The sequence below is a fragment of the Tolumonas lignilytica genome (assembly GCF_000527035.1).
Classification (GTDB): Bacteria; Pseudomonadota; Gammaproteobacteria; order Enterobacterales; family Aeromonadaceae; genus Tolumonas; species Tolumonas lignilytica.
The window spans coordinates 3,053,942-3,072,085 of record NZ_AZUK01000001.1; the positions used below are offsets into that span (position 1 = coordinate 3,053,942).

Genomic DNA, 18,144 nt, shown 5'->3' on the forward strand with positions numbered 1-18,144 from the left:
TGCACTGTATAAATATTGACTACTTTTCGGTAGTTGGTAGAATTCTCCAATAATACGAATTCCTGTCTGTAACCCGCCATTGAGCGGGTTTTTGCGTTTCTGGCCCTCAGAAAATCTCTATGACCCGAAAAAAAAGCAAAGACTCTGTGAGCGAAAATCTCACGGAGGATCAGGTTATTGTCAAAGAAGCCAAAGAACGGTTTAAGCGTGCGATGGAGTGGGAGTCTGACTTCCGTAAACTCTTTATCGAAGACGTTAAATTCGGCATGGCTGACCCTGACAACCAATGGGCATGGCCTGATGCTATCCGCAGGAACCGTGAGATTGACGATAAGCCGTGTTTGACTATTAACAAAGCTAAGCAGCACTGCCTGCAAATCGTCAATGACAACAGACAACATTCCCCGCAAATCAAAATTCACCCTGTCGGTGATGGTGCTGATCTCGAATCAGCTAAAATACTAGACGGGGTTGTACGTCACATCGAATACCGATCGGCAGCCCAAGGCGCATATAACACTGCTCAAGAATTTTCTGTCTTTGGTGGTATTGGGTTCTGGCGCGTCATTACTGAGTACATTTCCGATGACTCATTTGATCAAGATATTCGTATCAGTCGTGTCCGTGACCCAATGTCTGTATTACTCGATCCAGACATTAAAGAGGTTGATGGTTCAGATGCTAATTTCGCCTTTGTTTTCTCCGATCTAACGAAAGAGGAATACAAATACAAATACGGCGACAAGGCAGCAGAAAAAGCCACTGACTATGTGCTTGATATGAATTTCGGCTGGAATACGCCAGATCACATCCGTGTAGCTGAATATTTCCGCATAAATCTCTCAAAAGGCATGATTGCCGCTGTCAGTTCTGATGACATTGAAGCCATTCCAGGCGCAACCACTAACGTATTCAAACAATGGGAACTAGATACTGATACCTGGGATGTCATCGTTAACCTGCCTAACACCAAAACCCGCCAAGTCGATCGCCGAGAAATTCAGTATTTCAAAATTGCTGGCGAAGAAATCATTGAGCGCACCATTATTCCCTGCGATTACATCCCGATCATTCGTGTTGTCGGTGAAGAGATGGTTATCGAAGGTAAGCTTGAGCGAAAAGGACATATTCGCAGCATTAAAGACGCGCAAAGGATGTACAACTACTGGACATCATCAGCGGTTGAGCATGTGGCGCTGCAAAACAAGGTGCCGTATATCGGGCCAACCAAAGCCTTTGAGGGGAATGAAAACTACTGGTCTGCCGCTAATACCGACAATCTGGCATATCTTCCATACAACCACACTGACGAAGCTGGAAACCCAATTCCACGCCCTGAGCGACAACAGCCACCACAAACATCACAAGCTTACATGCAAGGCATGCAGGTAGCCGCCAATGAAATGATGATGGTGACTGGCCAATATCAGGCTGTGATGGGTCAGCAATCGAATGAAACCTCTGGTATCGCCATTCAAAACCGCCAGCGTCAAGGCGATAACGCCACTTATCACTACATAGACCATCTTTCATCTGCCATTCGATTTACCGGACGCATCCTTGTTTCCATGATCCCGCGCGTGTACGACACCCCTCGTATCCTTCGCATTTTGGGTGAGGATGGGGTAGAGGATTTCGTGCATGTGGATCCAATGGCACAGCAGGCCCTGCAGAAACAACAAATGCAGCAGCAAGAAGAAATAAAACACATTTTGAATCCGAAAATCGGAACTTATGACGTCGCTGTCGATACCGGACCGGCATATTCAACTCGCCGCCAAGAAGCCTTTGCGGCTATGACGCAAATCATGGGGAAGAACGGGGAATTGATGAAAGCCGCGGGCGATCTGATGTTCAAGGCTGCTGACTTCCCGATGGCGCAGGATATTGCTGAACGCCTCAATCGCATGGTTCCTCCGCAACTGAAGGGGGAAGGGCCAGACCCACAAGTTCAGGCTCTCCAGCAGCAGCTACAGCAGGCACAACTCGCTAACCAGAAACTTATGGAAGCGATGGATAAATACAAGACTGAGCGTGAATCTGGAATGCTGCGAGCGAATGCCGATGCCTATCGAGCTGAAACTGATCGCGCTGTGGCTATGCACAATGCCGAAATGGACAGGAAGCAGTTTATCCATGATGTCGCTACATCCATGCTTCAGATGCAAAACCAGCAAAATGCTGGTGCAGTTCAGGGTGGTCAGGACGCATCAATCATCAGCCAGCAAGCACCGAATCAAGTGATGACGCAGCCACCCCAACAACAAATTCCAAATCAGCAACCCAATCAATAACTAATTCCTAACCACGTTACTCGGTTCTGCCCCGCAGCGCTGAGGGGCGATCTATTGTCTTAACCGGAGATAACACAATGCAATTCCAAGGTATCGCAAGCGATAACCCCACGGTTGAAAACATCGTCATCACGAAACTCATTTTTGAATCTTATCAAGATGGCATTACTGCAACTGCAGGTGGCGGTCAGTCTAACGCTTATCAGATGCTGTATGAAACAAACCGCATCACAACCGTTGCTAATATCGGCGACTCAGTAAAACTGCCTGCGGCACAGGCCGGTTTGACCATGTTCGTCATCAACCATGGTGCTAACGCAATGCAGGTATATGGCACAGGCACAGACACCATTGATGATGTCGCTGCGGCATCTGGTGTTAGTCAGATGGCTGGCTCAAATGTGATGTACACCTGCACAACAAATGGTCTGTGGTACTCCAATGGGATCGGTACAGGCTATTCAGGACAACTGCCAACCACCAGTTACACCAATGGTATTACGGCACGCGCAGGTGGCGGTCAATCATCAGCTATACAGTTAACTACCAACATTAACCGTGTTACCACCGTAGCCACTGCGGGAGATTCGGTAAAACTGCCCGCATCCGCGCCAGGTCTGCAAATTATAGTGGTTAACTCCGGTGCGAACTCGATGCAAGTATTCGGCGCTGGTACAGATACGATCAATGGCGTTGCTACCGCTACCGGCATCAGCCAGATGCCAAACTCTGTCTATAACTACGTTTGCACGGTTGCCGGTACGTGGGTTTGTGAAAGTGTCGGGCAAGGATTTTCAGGTAACTACCCAACAGTATCAACTGCCAGCGCATTAACGGCAAAAGCTGGCGGCGGTCAAGCAGGTGCAACACTTGCTTCATCATCTATCAACCGATTCTCAACTGTGGCCACTGCAGGTGACTCTGGGATTTTGCCCGCATCAGCTCCGGGCATGCAGATCACCGTCATCAATGCTGGTGCGGCTTCAATGAACCTATTCCCGGCAACCGGCGAACAAATCAACTCCGCTGGTGCGAACACCGCTTACGCCATCGCAGCAGGTAAAACTGCCCTGCTTTCCTGTGCAATCACAGGTCAATGGCATGCCGTGCTATCAGCTTAATTAAAGCCAAATTCACCAACTTAAGGCGCCCCTAAAAAGGCGCCTTTTTCGTTCCTGCGTAGCGGTGCGCCATCACCGTGTAAATCTCTTGAGGCTAATCACTCATGGAAGTTAACGAACTGCAACAAGCCGCGATCCCTGCGGGCGAACAGTCATCTGCAAGCGAAGTGGAGTTACAGCCGAGCAATCTCATCAGTTCAGAAACCGGCGCTGAACAAAACACTGCAAGCGGTCAGCAAGCTGATCAAGGTAATGGCGAATCAGGCGGTCAAGGTCAGCAGCAACAGACCAAGAAAACTCCCTGGTACCAACACCGGATCAACGAGTTAACCCGCAAGCAGAAAGAGGAATCAGAACGAGCAACTCGAGCGGAGTCAGAAAGGCAGCGCCTTGAAGCGCAGTTGGCATCATACCAGAACCAGCAACCACAGCAGGGTCAGCAACAGTCTGCAACACAACAGCCTGTCCAGCAGTCTCAGCAAGATGTTGATCGCTTGGTTCAGGAGCGAGTCCAGCAGCAACTCAAGCAGCAATCTTTCAACGATCGGTGCAATCAGATCTATCAGGACGGCATCAAAGAGTTTCCAGACTTTGGTGAATCAATCAAGTCATTCGCTGACTTGGGCGGCCTGCCGGACGGATTTGTTGAAGCGGCCATTTCGTTGGATGGAGGACATCGCGTCCTACACCACCTTTCTCAAAACCTCGAACTCGCCTTCGAACTGAAAAACCTCTCACCAATCCAGTTGGGCGCACGAATGAGTCAGCTATCCAGCGACCTCAAAAAGCCCACAACCAAGCCAGTTTCTAGCGCTCCTTCTCCAGTTAAACCCATCGATGGCGGCAGCAGCCGAGGTGATATCGACCTTAGCAAAGCGTCATTGGATGAGTTTATGGAGCAGCGAGCAAAAAAACCTATCAAACGATGAGGATTTTGCTAAATGTCTAACTCTATTTTAACGATCCAGATGATCACCCGCGAAGCGTTGCGGTTGTTCAAAAACTCCAATGCGTTGCTGAAAAACGTAGACCGTCAGTATGACGAAGATTTTGCCCGTAAAGGCGCGAAAATCGGTTCTTCTCTGCGTATCCGGCTGCCTAATGATTTCACTGTTCGCCGTGGCGCTGCTGCTTCAGTGCAGGGCACCAATGAACAACAGGTCGGTCTGGTGGTGGCAAATCAAATCGGTGTGGACATCCAGTTCAGCTCAGCAGAACGAGCGCTGTCTTTGGATGACTACTCAGAACGCATCCTGAAACCAGCCATCAACAGCATTGCTGGGATCATGGCGGCCGACATTATGGGTGCTGTTGATGGTCTGGTGCCATCCACCACGCTGTACACTGACACGCAAACACCAGTGTCAAACTTCGTGGCCCGTCAGGACGGTAACGGTAATATCCTGCAGGCGGATATTAACGCTTTCCTGAAAGCGAATGCCGTACTGAACCAACGCTCTGCACCGGGAAACCGTAAAATCATTCTGGATCCACTAACAGAAGGTCGCATGGTTGGCTCTCTGGCTGGTCTGTTGAACCCATCCGCTGACATTTCTGAGCAGTATCTGACTGGCCAGATGAAGCGTGGCTTAGGCTTCGACTGGATGATGGATCAGACTGTTATTGCTCACACCACTGGCGCTTATAGCTCAGCGCCAACCGTTAGTGGTGCCGGACAAACAGGCAACACATTAGTTGTTTCTGCCTTGTCAGGCCCATTGAATGCAGGCGATGTGTTCACCATGCCAGGCGTGTACGCCGTTAACCGCGTCACCAAGCAGACACTGCCTGATTTGATGCAGTTCACCGTTACTGCTAACGCGGCAGCGGGTGCTACGGCGATCAGCATCTACCCAGCACTTACTCCACCAGTGAGCGGCGCAGCGGTGCAGTATCAGACTGTTTCTGCATCTCCAGCCAACGGCGCGCAGATCAACGTGCTGACCAACTCCGGATCTCAGTACCGTTGCAACTTGGCGTATGTACCAGAAGCAATCACGCTGGTCACTGCCGATCTGGAATTACCACAGGGCGTTCATGAAGCCTATCGTGAAACCTACGATAACACATCAATGCGTATCGTGACTGCATACAACGTGGCGACTGACCAGTTTATTACTCGTCTGGACGTGTTGTACGGTTACAAGATCCTGCGTCCTGAGTGGTGCGTCCGCGTCGCTGACGCTATCTAAGAGTAGGGGCTTTAGCCCCTTTCTTGTTTTTGGTGGTTTAGTCAATGAGCACGAATAACTTGATTGAAGATCAATACAACGGCCCGTTTCGTCATTCGTCCGGCACTCAGTATGTCCATCAAGAGTATCCGAAGTGGATTCATTCTTTGACTGGTGAATCTCGCATCGTCGATAGCGAAGATGACTATCTTGCTTTGGATGGGGATTGGTTTGATTCGAAAGAAGAGGCGAAAAATGCTGTAAATAAAAACAGTATTTTAACTTCTGGTGACGATGAACAATCAGAAAAGCCTAAGCGTGGCCGCAAATCCAAGGAAGAAAAGGAAGTTGATGAGCTACTGGTGAAGGTAGAGCTCTACGGCCTGCCAATTCAGGAAGATTGGACGCTGGATAAGATCCGCGAAGAAGTAGCTAAAGCCGAAGCTGAGCAGGAGTAATTATGTCATTACAAAATATTCAGCCTTTGCGTCAGAACGGAAACACTTACGCGCTATCAGTAACTAACTCGGCGCATGCAGCGGTGACTATTACTGCGAATGATGCTGATCAACCTGGGTATGTTGAACTATTGAATCTCGGAACGGTCGCTGTGGCTATGACATTTGCACCCGCGGGTTCCAGCGCAATCACAACACCAGTATTCCCGACTGATGGAAGTCCGCAACAGGTCATCGTATTGCCACCAAACATGACAGCGCCGATCACAAAAAGCGCACCAGGTGCGTCGTTTATTGTGTCAGCTATTGCGGCAGCGGCAGGCCCCGCGCTGGTCTATGTAACTCCAGTAGCGCCATAAGGTAACACCATGTCGCAAAATGTCGGAACAGATGCCAACTTCCTGATCAACATGGCGGCCAAGCAGTTGGGGGTACTTGGGGATGGTCAAACATTATCCGGCCCCATTATTCAGGACTGCTTTGCGCTGCTGAACATGATGCTGAACCAGTTCAGCGAAGAGTCACTGACGGTTTACCAGATGCTCGATCTGAAATTCACCGCGACCGGGGCGCAGACGTATTCAGTGGGAAGTGGTGGCGATGTTCCGCTGGCGTATCCACCTGTTTCGATTGTTGGCGCTGAATCCACACTGAATAACGTGGTAACGCCACTGCGCATTGTACAGGCCAAGGAAGATTTTCGGCGTATCGCACTGCCTGGAATGCAGGGTTTCCCCAAAATGGTATTTCTCGATACTGGATACCCACTGGCGACGCTGTACGTTTGGCCTATCCCAACAAGCGCTTACACCATCACGCTGCAGGTTATGCAGCCATTCACTGAGTTTCAGTATCTGACTGATGCGGTAAATTTGCGCCCATCCTACAAGTCACTGCTGATGTTCAATCTGGCTTGCTGGATCGCCCCCATTTTCGGTATTGACCCTCCGGCAACTGTAGTGGCGCAGGCGCTTAATTCAAAACGAGTGGTATCCAGAGCAAATGCTCAAGTGCCATTGCTGCAAGTGGATCAATCGCTGCTGAGTGGTGGCCACTACAACATTTACGCTGATAGATCTAACTGATGACTACTCGTTTAACGCTCACGGGTGGGTTTTACGAAGCCCGGTCATACATTGCTGATGCTCAGCGCTGTCTTAATCTCTATCCTGAGATCAATGACCAAAACAGTGAAAGTCAGGTCACGCATTATCCAACGCCGGGAAAAACTTTGATCAATTCTGTCGGAGCTGGCCCAATACGCATGATTTATCAGGCGACGACCGGTAATGTGTTTGTTGTGTCAGGTAATAAGTTGTTTGTAGTAGATGGATTGTTTAATGCAACCTTACTGCAAACAATGACCACCTTTTCAGGTCAGTGTTACGCAAAAGATAACGGGAATTACTGCATCGTCGTTGATGGTTCAGTGCAGGGATATCGGATAAAACTATCCGACAACACATCATCAATAATTAATTCATCTACTGATTCGGCATGGAAGCCGGCGCAAAACATTGCCTACATGGACGGTTATTTCATTTGCAATGTTACTGGAACATCTCAGTGGTTCTTATCTGATGTTCAAGCTGAAACATTCACTAACGATCTGTATTTTGCCAGTAAAGAAGGGTACAGCGATAAGCTATCTACTATTGCCGCACTACACAGAGAAGTTTGGCTGATTGGTGAGCAGACTTGCGAAGTGTTCTATAATGCAGGCAATTCTGATTTTCCATTCTCCCGCATGCCTGGGGTATTTATTCAGCATGGCTGTGCAGCGCCCGAGTCTGTGGCGCAGATGGATTTATCCTTATTCTTGCTGTCCAAAGATCAGCAAGGGCAGTATATCGTTCATAGAATTGTTGGCTATCAAGCTGTTCGAATTTCAACTCATGCCGTTGAAGAAGTTATTAGTCAATACGCCGTAGTATCTGATGCTATTGGGTTCTGCTACCAACAAGAAGGACATCATTTCTATGTGCTCACGTTCCCGTCTGCTGATGCAACGTGGGTTTACGATTTACAAACAGGGAAGTGGCATGAGCGCGGATACATGGACAACCAAGGTGTTATTCACCGAGACATTTCCAACTGTCACTGCGTAGTGAATGGTGTGAATCATGTTGGGGATTATTCAAATGGCAATATTTACCGGTTAGACATCAACAATTACACCGATAACGGCCAGCCAATCATGCGTCTGCGCAGTTTTCCAACTTTGGAGATGGAAGATAAGCGCGTTCTGTATGGAAAGATGACATTCGATATGCAGGTGGGTATCGGTCAGGCGTCAGGAAATTTCGAAGATCCGCAAATATTTGCCAGATGGTCAGATGATAGAGGGGTAACCTGGGGTACACCAGTGCCAATATCACTTGGCAAGATAGGTAATTATAAATGTCGTCCAGTTCTCTGGCGATCTGGCATTGCCCGTGGTCGCGTATTTGAAGTGTCATGGTCATTCCCGTGCTTCACAGCGCTAAATGGTGCATGGCTTGATTACAAAGTAGTCCCTCGCTAATGGCACAGAATTTCAACTTCCCTCAGATTTCTACTCCATTGGTTGATCCGCAGAGTGGCAGGATGACGCCTGAGTGGATGATGTTCTTTATCAGTATATTCAATATTGTGGGTGGTGGTGATGCACCTCAAATTGACATTGCAGACTTGTATAGCCTATTTGCCCCAGCAAACATCACCAAGCAAACAGACCATCAAATTGATAATTTTCTTGCTGACACAGCATCGAGAAGAATTCAGGTATTACCCCAGCAGATTGATAGCGGATCAGATGCTAATCAGGCGATTAATGGCGAGATAAGACGCCTACTTAGTCGCGTTTCGGATTTAGAGAAATTGCTTGGCACGCAGAAATCGACCACGACACCTGCACAATCCGTGATCGGAAACTTTCTAACATCAAGCATTCCATCTGGTTCGGCTGTTTCGCTGACGACAAACACCGTTGTAAACGTAACCTCGCTGGTATTGCCGGCGGGGGATTATGACCTGTCGGCTACCGTTGATTTTTCATCAACCGGCGCATCGCCTACCTATTTTCAGGCCGGAGTGTCACTAACCACGGCGACAATGCCGGGTCAGACTGGTGGCTCTGGACTGGGAACAGACCCCGCAGCCGGGACTCCGTTCTCCACTTCACTGGTTAATGGTGTGTTTTCCCAGGTGGTACCGACAACGAGACTAAACCTAACCACACTAACAACTGTTTATCTCGTCGCCAAATCAATATTTTCTGTCGGCTCAATATCAGCCTACGGAACCCTCAGAGCAAGACGCTTCTCTTAAGGAAATACCATGGCTTTAACCTTTCAAAAGCTGTTTCAGCCGACACAGCTTGGCACGTCTGCGGCCACTATTTACACCATGCCAGCAGCTCCTGTGACTAGCTTTCTGCGCAATGCACGGCTGATGCTGGTTAATACATCTGCATCAGCCGTGTCGGTGACACTGTATTCCGTTCCTTCCGGCGGCACTGCATCAGCAACCAATGAATTCTTACCGGCGGTATCTGTTAGTCCTAATGCGCAATTGCAGGTTGATGTTCCTGAACTATCAGCTGGTGACTTTATCCAAGGTCTCGCCTCTACTGGATCAGTAATTTCAGTACACGCCATGGATGGAGTGATTTATTCATAAATGGAAATAACAACGGATTATCATTGGATCCGTTCTGTTATCTGTCACCCGCGTAACTGGCCTCGATTAGCCGAAGACACTACCAACCAAGAAGCATTCCAGCCAAACCCAAACAGCATTTATTTCAAGCATGAACATTACGGGTTCGTCGAGGCCCGTCATGTGCTTTCGCGTACCTGCGAACTGCATATCTGCATGCTTCCTGGTGCTACTGGTGTGACTGAGTTTGGCTGCTTGGTTCTGGAATACCTCTCATCCAAAGGCATCAAGTCAGTGTTTTCAAGCATTCCTTCGGATAACCGCGCGGCCATTGCATACGCAAAACGGGTCGGCATGACAGAAACAGGTCGGATCAAAAAATCCATGCTTCGGCGTGGCGAGATGATTGATTTAGTGATCATGGGGAAAACGTATGAGTAGTGTAGTTGGTGACGTCGCGTCAATAGCTGGTGGCATCCTTGGAATGGATTCCGCTCAGTCTGCAGCTCAGACGCAATCAGATGCGGCGACTGCAGCCGCGAATGCCACAATGTCGATGTACAATCAGAATCGACAGGATTTATCGCCATATCGGACGTTGGGGCAGAATTCAATCAACCCGCTTTTGTCTGCCATGGGATATAACACTGATTCATCAGGGAATATCACTGGAACCAACTCGAATAATATTCTGCAGCAGAAATTCAGTTTTGATGGTTCAAACTTATCAAATAACCCTGGCTATCAATTCAATTTGCAGCAGGGATTGAATGGTGTTAACGCATCAGCTGCCGCTCGAGGTCTTGGCGTATCAGGGGCCAACATTAAAGGCGCCGAGTCATACGCAGAAGGGCTATCCAATCAGTATTACAACGATTACTACAATCAAGCAAAAAACACCTTCGACACTAATTACAACTCAGCTGCCAATAACGTTAATCGGTTATATAACCTGGTGAACATGGGTCAAAACTCATCAGCACAGACAGCACAATTAGGCTCGAACGCACAAAGTACAGCGAACAACTATCTTACTTCTGGTGCGGCTGCCACTGCTGCTGGGACGGTTGGTTCAACCAACTCACTGACCAGCGCCATCAATAATGCGGTTAATTACGGCAATCAGGCTAACCAAGTCAATAACGCATATAACACGTCCAGCAACAGCAACAACCTTCTCGCTGCAATTTTCTAAAAGGTCATGATCATGGCTATTAATCCAGATATCAGTCTTGGCGTACAACCAGTTCAACTTCAAAACCCTCTGACGCTCGCCATGCAAGGGCAAAGCCTGAGAAATTCGGCGATACAGGGGAACATGCTTACCCAGGCCGTGCAGTCAAATCAGGCTGTCGGTCAGGCCATCCAGCACAACACCGATCAAAACGGCAATGTGAATTATGGTGGGGTACAAAAAGAGCTCTCTACAAACCCATTTGCACAGTACAACTTACAGCAAGCGACGGGGAATAACATTACACAGCAAAATCAGCAGACTGCGAATCAGCAGGCGCAATTTGATTTAGCTAACAAGCAGTTGACCTATTATAAGGATCAGTTGGCTCCATTTGCTTCAAATCCAAATTCAACGCGGGCAGACCTTATCGGGGCAATGGCGACCGCAGTGAAAGAAAAAATGATGACGTATAATCAAATGGAAGCTGAGTTGGCAGATCCGTCATTCCCTAGCTCTGACGGCCAAGCAGTTCAAAGCTACGCTGCTCAGCATCTAAATACTGCAACGGGCGCCCTAGAGTCGCTGCGTAATATTTCCCCGGGTGGATTGATGATTAACACCGGCGATAAGACCATTATCGCTAACGGCAATAACCCACTTCTTACCAACAAGCCATATGCCAGTCCAGAAGCGACGTATCAGCAACAAGTAACACCAGCGCAACTCAATACTCCAATACAGGTTGTTGGACCTAACGGTCAGATGCAATGGACGACTCAAGGTCACGTTATTCAGCAAGCTAATCAGGCTGATAATCCATGGAATGGGGTAACTGGAAAAGCCTCACAACCAACCACAGCACAAACACAACCTGCCTCAGCCTCGCTCCCGCCGGGCTTTGCCGAAGCAACCACAACACTAGCTAAAGGTGGTGCCGACGCAGCTCAACAATTAACAAATTCAGTTCAGGACGCGCCAACGCGCATCACATTACTGAATAAAGCGCTCGATGAACTGCGTAGCGGTGATGTTAAGACGGGTATCGGTACGGAAAATGTGCGAAATGTTACCGCTGCGATCAGCAACGCAGCTCCCGGCTTGGCGCAGGCAATTGGCATCGACCCAACAAAGATTCAGAGTCAGGATGAACTTAATAAGCTGCTTACTCAGTACGCCTCTCGAAAATCCGCTGAGTTTGGAACGGGAACGGACGCAAAATTGGCCGCCGCATTAACGGGTAATGCGAATATGCATGTCAGCTCATTGGCGAATGATGACATTCTGCGTTACACGATTGGTATTGAGAAAATGAACCAAGCTAAAAATGCAGCTTGGCAACAATATGCAGCACAAGGTGGCCCAGCTGCGGCGGCTAATTTCAATAATTGGTCAACAAACTGGAATGCTCAGAATGATCCTCGCATCTTTATGATGGATGAGATGACACCACAACAGCAGCAACGCATGATCTCAAATCTAAGTAAGCCTGACTTCGATAAGCTGAAACAGCAATACAACTCCGCTTATCAGCAGGGATTGGTGGGCCATTAATATGTCAAATCAAGAATTGCCAGATCTGAGTTCATATGACTCACTAATAAACCAGGCAGCGCAGAAATATGATGTGGACCCTTTGCTTATTAAGTCTGTTATTGCTACTGAATCATCAGGTAAATCAGATGCAATAGGAAAGCCTACATCAGCTGGTCAGGCTGTTGGACTCATGCAATTGATGCCATCAATTCAGAAAGCGTATGGCGTCACAGACCCAAAAGATCCAAGCCAGAATATCAATGCTGGTGTGGCGTTACTTGCCGACAACTTAAAGCAATACGGAAATCCACAAGCTGCGGTATTGGCATTCAACGGTGGATCAGATCAGAGCAATTGGAACCCTGATTATGCTAACTCAGTGATCCAGAAATATCGTCAATACCAGCAGCAACAACCACAGCAACAAACTCAATTACTGACAACGCAAGAGAATGCTCCTGATGTGTTTACTCAACGGTTCGGAGATCACCCGCAAAATGAACAAGATCCATTTTCAAGAAAGTTTTTAAGTAATAATCAAAGCCAAGCCGACGAATCAGACCCATTTACTCAGCGGTTTTTAAGCAAGCAACAGCCTCAATATCAGCAAACACTGGAGCAAAAAGCTAACTCTGACGTACCGACTGATGAGAACCTTGCTGCATCAACGGAACTAGCTAACCAGCGAGCTGAGAAAGCAAAAATACAATCAACTCAAGAGGCAAGTAAGCCAGCAGATGTTTCAAATAATCTTGGCATTGATATATCGATACCAAGCAACTCACCATTTGGAAAACCAAGTCCATTACAGCCAATAAAGGATGCTGCAAATGGATTAGAGGAGGCAGCGACATCAGCCATTACGGGCGCAACAACTGGTCAAGCTGCTGGTGCGGTGGGTGCTGCTCAGGCGATCATGGAATCCATTGGAAATGGAACATTCGGAACGCAGCAAGCTGCTGATGAAGCAGAAAAACTATCACAACAATATCAACAGGCAGCAACATATCAACCACAATCCGAACAAGGGCAGAAATATACCGAGATGCTCGGTGACACCTTTTCTAAGTTTGCGCCACTACTTCCTGAATCATCTTTAATGTCTGATATTGGTGAGATGGCAGGTAACGCAGGAAATTCTGCAAAATTTGCAGCAACAAAAACCTCAAACACCATGTCATCAGTTAAAGATCTATGGAAACCAGAGCAGGAATGGGAAGGAAGTCAAAGCTCACAGCCAGCCAAATCTTCATTTGGCGGGGAGTCGTCAAAAAGCGCTGGGGCAGCGGAGGCAACCCCAGAGTCTATTGTTAGGTCTACTGTATCCAACTCATCACCAGAATTGCAGGCAGAAGTTGAAGATGCAATATCATCAAAGCATGGTGTTAATGATATTGATCAGGGCGCGTTAAATAGACAAGCAGTGGCTGATAAATTTGGGATAAATCTCACCGCTGGACAAGCATCTCGGGATGCTCAGTTATTCTCAGATGAGAAAAACTTGCGTGGTGAACATGCTGAGTTTGCTCAACGATTTGCCGATCAACAACAATCGCTATCTAATTCACTTCAAAAAATAAAAGCAGAAGCAGCGCCAGATGTTTATGCGTCAACTCCAGTTGAACATGGAGACAATATGATTGACGCTTATCAGCAGCTGATTGATAAGAAAAACGAAGAGATTGATGGTAAATATCAGGCATTGAGAGATGCGGCAGGCGGATCTTTCCCTGTCGATACCGGCGCGCTATACGACAACATTACCGAGGCACTTGGCAAGCAATTACTCACGCATGACGCCCCTCAGTCACAGCTCAATGCGATAGAAGAAATGGCGGCATCTGGTCAAATGTCATTTGAGCAATATCTTAACCTGCGTCGCAACTTGGGCAATGTTGCAAGAACGGCACAGGACGGAAATACACGCCACGCAGCAAGCATCATGATTGATCAACTGGAAAATATTCCCCTTAATGACGATGTCGCCAAACTTAAACCATTAGCCGATGATGCTCGTTCTACTGCAAGGGCGTTCTATCAGATGCAGGAAGCAGATCCAGCATTGAAAGCAGTAGTTCAAGGGAAAGCATCACCAGATCGTTTTATAAATAAATACATTATCAACGCAGATACTAACAAGGTTCAGCAGATGATGAATAATTTGCAGGACTATCCGCTTGCTCAGCAAACCGCAGCTGCTGGATTGATGGATTATTTATCGCCAAAGGGTACAAGAGAAATTACTCAAGATGCATTGAATCGAGGGATTCAAAATGTTCAATCAAAAATCCCTATCGTTATGCCGCAAGAGCAAGCTAACAACCTAAGGGATCTTGGTAGTGTTGCAGAATGGATGCAGAAGCAACCACCAGGATCATATGTAAACAATTCAAACACCAACACATCGGCAATGAGATACGCAACCAATGCTGCAATGAAGGCGGTGGGTCAAAATCCAGTTATCAATATTGCATCCGATGCTCTATCGGCAATAAAAACGAAAAGAATGTTGGATAAGCATCTTAAGCCTGGGGCTGGAATTCGCTATAGCGAAAGATGATCACCGCTTAATCCATATGGTTGCGGCAATTATTACCGATCCAATTATTATTGCCGCCGCTATAGATAGACCGTTTATTGTGATGTAAGCCACTGTCGCCGTTATGCACGATACGACGATTATTTTGCGGAAGTTTCTTGATATAAACTCAACAATATATGGAATGCATGATATGAATAAGCTTATTGCTACAGAGCAAGATATTGCCATGCATATGTTTTTTTCTGTATTTTGATATGTAGCCAATAAGTAAAATATCCAAACTCCCATGATAATTGGTAGGTGGATAAACCAAAGGGAAAGAGGGCCGCCTTTTGAGAAAATCATATCAATCACCTCTAATTTTAGATTGAAATGCTGTTAACTTATTGAAAATTATTTAGATTCCCATCAATCACATTTTGAGAATACGTCATCACATCGGTTATTCCTGACAAATTTAGCCTAACAACTGTAAAAACACTGTTTCCTATAGGTACTGCAACTGCAAAAATCTTTGCATCATGAACGAGTCTATACATTTGATTAAAGTCATTGATTATCATTGATGATCTTCCGTCACTATCAACTAGGCATACTCCTGTTATTGAGGTTGCAGCTAGATCGGTATTCAAAAGAAGCGGTGTTTCATCTCCATTTCTGCATGTTGTTTTGGCTCTAATTGAAAATGCGCATTTTTTATTAGATGAATAACATCGATAAAACAACCCTGTTTCATAATTATCAACGCTAGTTCCAGCCACAACATCTCCATTTTCAACTAATAGCACTCTCCACAATCCAAATGTTTTTCCATTTGAATTAGATTGATTGGCCGATGAAGAAGCAAAGGATAAAAACACCACAACCAGCAAAATCCATCTCATATCTCGCACTCCACAATTCTAATGGTTTAATAATGAGTCCGGTTTGGTGGTTTGGCAATAAAGTATTGTAAATTAAGCTAGACCAACAAGACCCGCTCCGGCAGGTTTTTTGTTGGACGAGTGGGGCGATACCGACATTCCGGTATCGATGGACAGATTTGTCCATCACTAACCATGAAGATATTCGGAGTTAACTACCGAGATCTCGGTAGTTTGATTTTTTAGCAGAGCACGTTAAAGGGCTTTGGTGATTCCGGACAAATTTGTCCAGTTAATGGAAATGATTTTATTATTCTATCTTGCTTTTATTTGGTGGGCTGTTGTTTTGATCATCATGAGTGACATCATTACCTTCGCTTATTTCAGCAACAGATTTACTGATTCCCTCAAGCGCCCTAATTGCTTCATCAAGAGTCCTTATGAATTGATGGCTATGGTAAATCTTATACCCATCAGGAACTGTTATCTCAACTCGGCCAGATCTATCTTCAGCTTCATTTTGTAGCAAAACTCTTTCAAAGCTTTGCTGCAGTCGATATACGATCTCCGCGTTCATTGTTCGACCGGATTCTTTGGCGGCAGCATGTATAGCCTCATGAAGACTTTTTGGGAGTCTTAGGGCTGTTTTCTGGATTTCATCATTCATAGCAATAATGATATCACTGTGAATTCATTTTTATCAAAAAAATGTTTGACTCCACAGTGAAGTCAGATCTATTCTTGTTGTGACTTCACGGTAAAGTCAAAGAGAGGTGAGCATGATCGTTTCAAGGAATGTAAAACCAAAAACAGTACGTTTTCCAAAGGACATTGAAGATTTTTTTATTCAGGAGGCTTTTGACGAAGGGAGAAGCTTTAACAGCGAGGTAATGCGAGTGCTTAAAAATGAAATGGAGGCTCGAATTGAAAAGAAAAAGCAGAAGCACGCAGCGTAGAAATGTTGAAGTCCTAACTGCTTGCGACAGTCAGGACTTCGGTGAAGTTGTAATCCCTAACCCATCGAATGATTGAGGATAAACATCATGGTTAGTATAACCAAAGTAACAAACAATTCCAGTACAGGTATTGTTGTGGATTCAGAATCAGGATCAATCTCTAACAATGCTATTGTTGTGCCATTTCACGGCACTGAATTACTGCTAGCGCCATTCAATGGTGAGCCATATGTTCCGATGAAACCGGTGGTTGAAGGAATGGGGTTAGCTTGGTCGGTACAACACCGTAAGATTCAGGCTAAGTTCGGGTCAACCATCACCGAAATGGTGATAGTTGCCGAGGATGGTAAGAATCGTGAAATGTCATGCCTCGCGTTACGGAAACTTACAGCTTGGCTGTATTCCGTAAACCCAAACAAAGTAGCACCTGAAATTAAAGCAAAGGTGATCCAGTACCAGGAAGAGTGCGACGAAGTTCTCTGGCAATACTGGACAAAGGGCTCTGTCACCAAAGAATCGGTAGTCAAAGCGCAGAAACCAATCCGCGAACACGCATCAAAAAGCTACCTGCCGGAGTTTCGCAAAGCCAAGGCCATGAAGATGTCCATGGAGGCGATGGATCTGTGCCTGAAATACACAAACCTGTCGCCAGAATCGAAACAAACTTGTGTCGCCATGGTAGTGAATGACATTGCTGGGTTTGAAGCCATTCCGCTTCCGCGTATCGAAGAGCATTACCACACAGCAAAAGAAGTGGGCGACATGCTCGGTTGTTCTGCTAACAAGATCGGCAAGGTGGCGAACGAGCACGGACTGAAAACTGACGAATACGGCAAGTTCTTTCTGGATAAGTCACCGTTCTCTGCAAAACAGGTTGAAGCGTTCCGCTATAACGCCAATGGTGTGTCAGCCCTGAAACACATTATCGTCGGGGAGGATGCAGCATGACCACATCGACACTTGCTCGAACAGATTTACAGCGAATCGACGCTGCACTTGAAGATATTGCATTCATTGCGTCGATACTGGCTAATGCGGCAGATCATTGGCCTGATCCAAAAGCATTAAAGTGGGCGGCAAATGAAATTCATGGTAACGTCAGCCGATTGCATCAAGTCAGAAACAAGATGAGATAACGAAAAGGCCCCGATAAGTCGGGGCTTATTTTATTCAGCCGTTCCAAATCCGGATGAAATCGACTGGTAATAATTGAGTAAAAACCACTCAGTTGGTAATATCCACTAATCATAGGCATCCTTTCGGGTGCCTTTTTTATTTCCGTAAAACGAGCCCTGGCAGAGATGTCGGGGCTTTTTATTTTCCGCCTGATCCAGCACGAAAATTAACTATCACGCCTTTGGTGTGAGGCATTTTCACGTCTGCAATTTGG

General features: G+C 46.6%; 19 protein-coding genes. 17 read left to right on the forward strand and 2 right to left on the reverse strand.

Features of this window, described 5'->3' with window-relative positions; all coding sequences use genetic code 11:
• Window positions 1–119: 119 nt before the first annotated feature.
• From H027_RS0114390 to H027_RS18490, 14 genes are all read left to right on the forward strand, one after another.
• A complete protein-coding gene (locus H027_RS0114390; RefSeq protein WP_024873149.1) occupies window positions 120–2,294 on the forward strand; it encodes a portal protein in 2,175 nt (724 codons plus the stop codon).
• Between the two features lie 77 nt (window positions 2,295–2,371).
• Window positions 2,372–3,415 (forward strand): hypothetical protein, encoded by a 1,044-nt coding sequence (locus tag H027_RS0114395; RefSeq protein ID WP_024873150.1) that lies wholly within the window; start codon window positions 2,372–2,374, stop codon window positions 3,413–3,415.
• Window positions 3,416–3,519: 104 nt separating this feature from the next.
• Window positions 3,520–4,344, forward strand: coding sequence for a hypothetical protein (locus H027_RS0114400; RefSeq protein WP_024873151.1), 825 nt, complete (start codon window positions 3,520–3,522; stop codon window positions 4,342–4,344).
• Window positions 4,345–4,356: 12 nt separating this feature from the next.
• The gene (locus H027_RS0114405; RefSeq protein ID WP_024873152.1) at window positions 4,357–5,607 is read left to right on the forward strand and encodes a P22 phage major capsid protein family protein; all 1,251 of its coding nucleotides are present in this window, start codon (window positions 4,357–4,359) and stop codon (window positions 5,605–5,607) included.
• A 44-nt stretch (window positions 5,608–5,651) separates the two neighbouring features.
• On the forward strand, window positions 5,652–6,044 hold the full coding sequence (locus H027_RS0114410; protein ID WP_024873153.1) for a hypothetical protein: 393 nt from the start codon (window positions 5,652–5,654) through the stop codon (window positions 6,042–6,044).
• 2 nt (window positions 6,045–6,046) lie between these two features.
• The gene (locus tag H027_RS0114415) at window positions 6,047–6,403 is read left to right on the forward strand and encodes a hypothetical protein (protein WP_024873154.1); all 357 of its coding nucleotides are present in this window, start codon (window positions 6,047–6,049) and stop codon (window positions 6,401–6,403) included.
• 9 nt (window positions 6,404–6,412) lie between these two features.
• Window positions 6,413–7,129, forward strand: coding sequence for a hypothetical protein (locus H027_RS0114420; protein ID WP_024873155.1), 717 nt, complete (start codon window positions 6,413–6,415; stop codon window positions 7,127–7,129).
• Window positions 7,129–8,568 carry a packaged DNA stabilization protein gene (locus tag H027_RS0114425; RefSeq protein ID WP_024873156.1) on the forward strand — a complete coding sequence of 480 codons (1,440 nt, stop codon included), beginning with the start codon at window positions 7,129–7,131 and terminating at the stop codon, window positions 8,566–8,568. Before H027_RS0114420 ends, H027_RS0114425 begins: the two co-directional genes overlap by 1 nt.
• Window positions 8,568–9,353: a hypothetical protein gene (locus tag H027_RS0114430; protein WP_024873157.1), complete on the forward strand. Its 786-nt coding sequence runs from the start codon at window positions 8,568–8,570 to the stop codon at window positions 9,351–9,353. Before H027_RS0114425 ends, H027_RS0114430 begins: the two co-directional genes overlap by 1 nt.
• Before the next feature lie 9 nt (window positions 9,354–9,362).
• Window positions 9,363–9,704, forward strand: coding sequence for a hypothetical protein (locus H027_RS18485; RefSeq protein WP_024873158.1), 342 nt, complete (start codon window positions 9,363–9,365; stop codon window positions 9,702–9,704).
• The gene (locus H027_RS0114440) at window positions 9,705–10,124 is read left to right on the forward strand and encodes a GNAT family N-acetyltransferase (protein ID WP_024873159.1); all 420 of its coding nucleotides are present in this window, start codon (window positions 9,705–9,707) and stop codon (window positions 10,122–10,124) included.
• Complete coding sequence (locus H027_RS0114445; RefSeq protein ID WP_152536737.1) at window positions 10,117–10,878, forward strand: hypothetical protein; 762 nt, start codon at window positions 10,117–10,119, stop codon at window positions 10,876–10,878. The genes H027_RS0114440 and H027_RS0114445 overlap by 8 nt, the downstream gene beginning before the upstream one ends.
• A 12-nt stretch (window positions 10,879–10,890) precedes the next feature.
• On the forward strand, window positions 10,891–12,411 hold the full coding sequence (locus tag H027_RS0114450; protein ID WP_152536738.1) for a hypothetical protein: 1,521 nt from the start codon (window positions 10,891–10,893) through the stop codon (window positions 12,409–12,411).
• A gap of 1 nt (window position 12,412) precedes the next feature.
• On the forward strand, window positions 12,413–14,953 hold the full coding sequence (locus tag H027_RS18490; RefSeq protein ID WP_024873162.1) for a lytic transglycosylase domain-containing protein: 2,541 nt from the start codon (window positions 12,413–12,415) through the stop codon (window positions 14,951–14,953).
• Window positions 14,954–15,318: 365 nt separating this feature from the next.
• On the opposite strand, the gene H027_RS18865 is transcribed toward H027_RS18490, so the two are convergent.
• Window positions 15,319–15,819 (reverse strand): hypothetical protein, encoded by a 501-nt coding sequence (locus tag H027_RS18865; protein ID WP_152536739.1) that lies wholly within the window; start codon window positions 15,817–15,819, stop codon window positions 15,319–15,321.
• Window positions 15,820–16,108: 289 nt separating this feature from the next.
• Window positions 16,109–16,465 carry an Arc family DNA-binding protein gene (locus H027_RS0114475; RefSeq protein WP_024873165.1) on the reverse strand — a complete coding sequence of 119 codons (357 nt, stop codon included), beginning with the start codon at window positions 16,463–16,465 and terminating at the stop codon, window positions 16,109–16,111.
• A gap of 112 nt (window positions 16,466–16,577) precedes the next feature.
• Between H027_RS0114475 and H027_RS18945 the strand changes: the two genes are divergently transcribed.
• The 3 genes from H027_RS18945 (at window position 16,578) to H027_RS0114495 (ending at window position 17,890) form a co-directional block, all read left to right on the forward strand.
• Window positions 16,578–16,754, forward strand: coding sequence for a hypothetical protein (locus H027_RS18945; protein ID WP_161632464.1), 177 nt, complete (start codon window positions 16,578–16,580; stop codon window positions 16,752–16,754).
• A gap of 87 nt (window positions 16,755–16,841) precedes the next feature.
• On the forward strand, window positions 16,842–17,702 hold the full coding sequence (locus H027_RS18495) for a phage antirepressor N-terminal domain-containing protein (protein ID WP_051448999.1): 861 nt from the start codon (window positions 16,842–16,844) through the stop codon (window positions 17,700–17,702).
• Window positions 17,699–17,890, forward strand: coding sequence for a hypothetical protein (locus H027_RS0114495; RefSeq protein ID WP_024873166.1), 192 nt, complete (start codon window positions 17,699–17,701; stop codon window positions 17,888–17,890). Before H027_RS18495 ends, H027_RS0114495 begins: the two co-directional genes overlap by 4 nt.
• Window positions 17,891–18,144 lie beyond the last annotated feature (254 nt).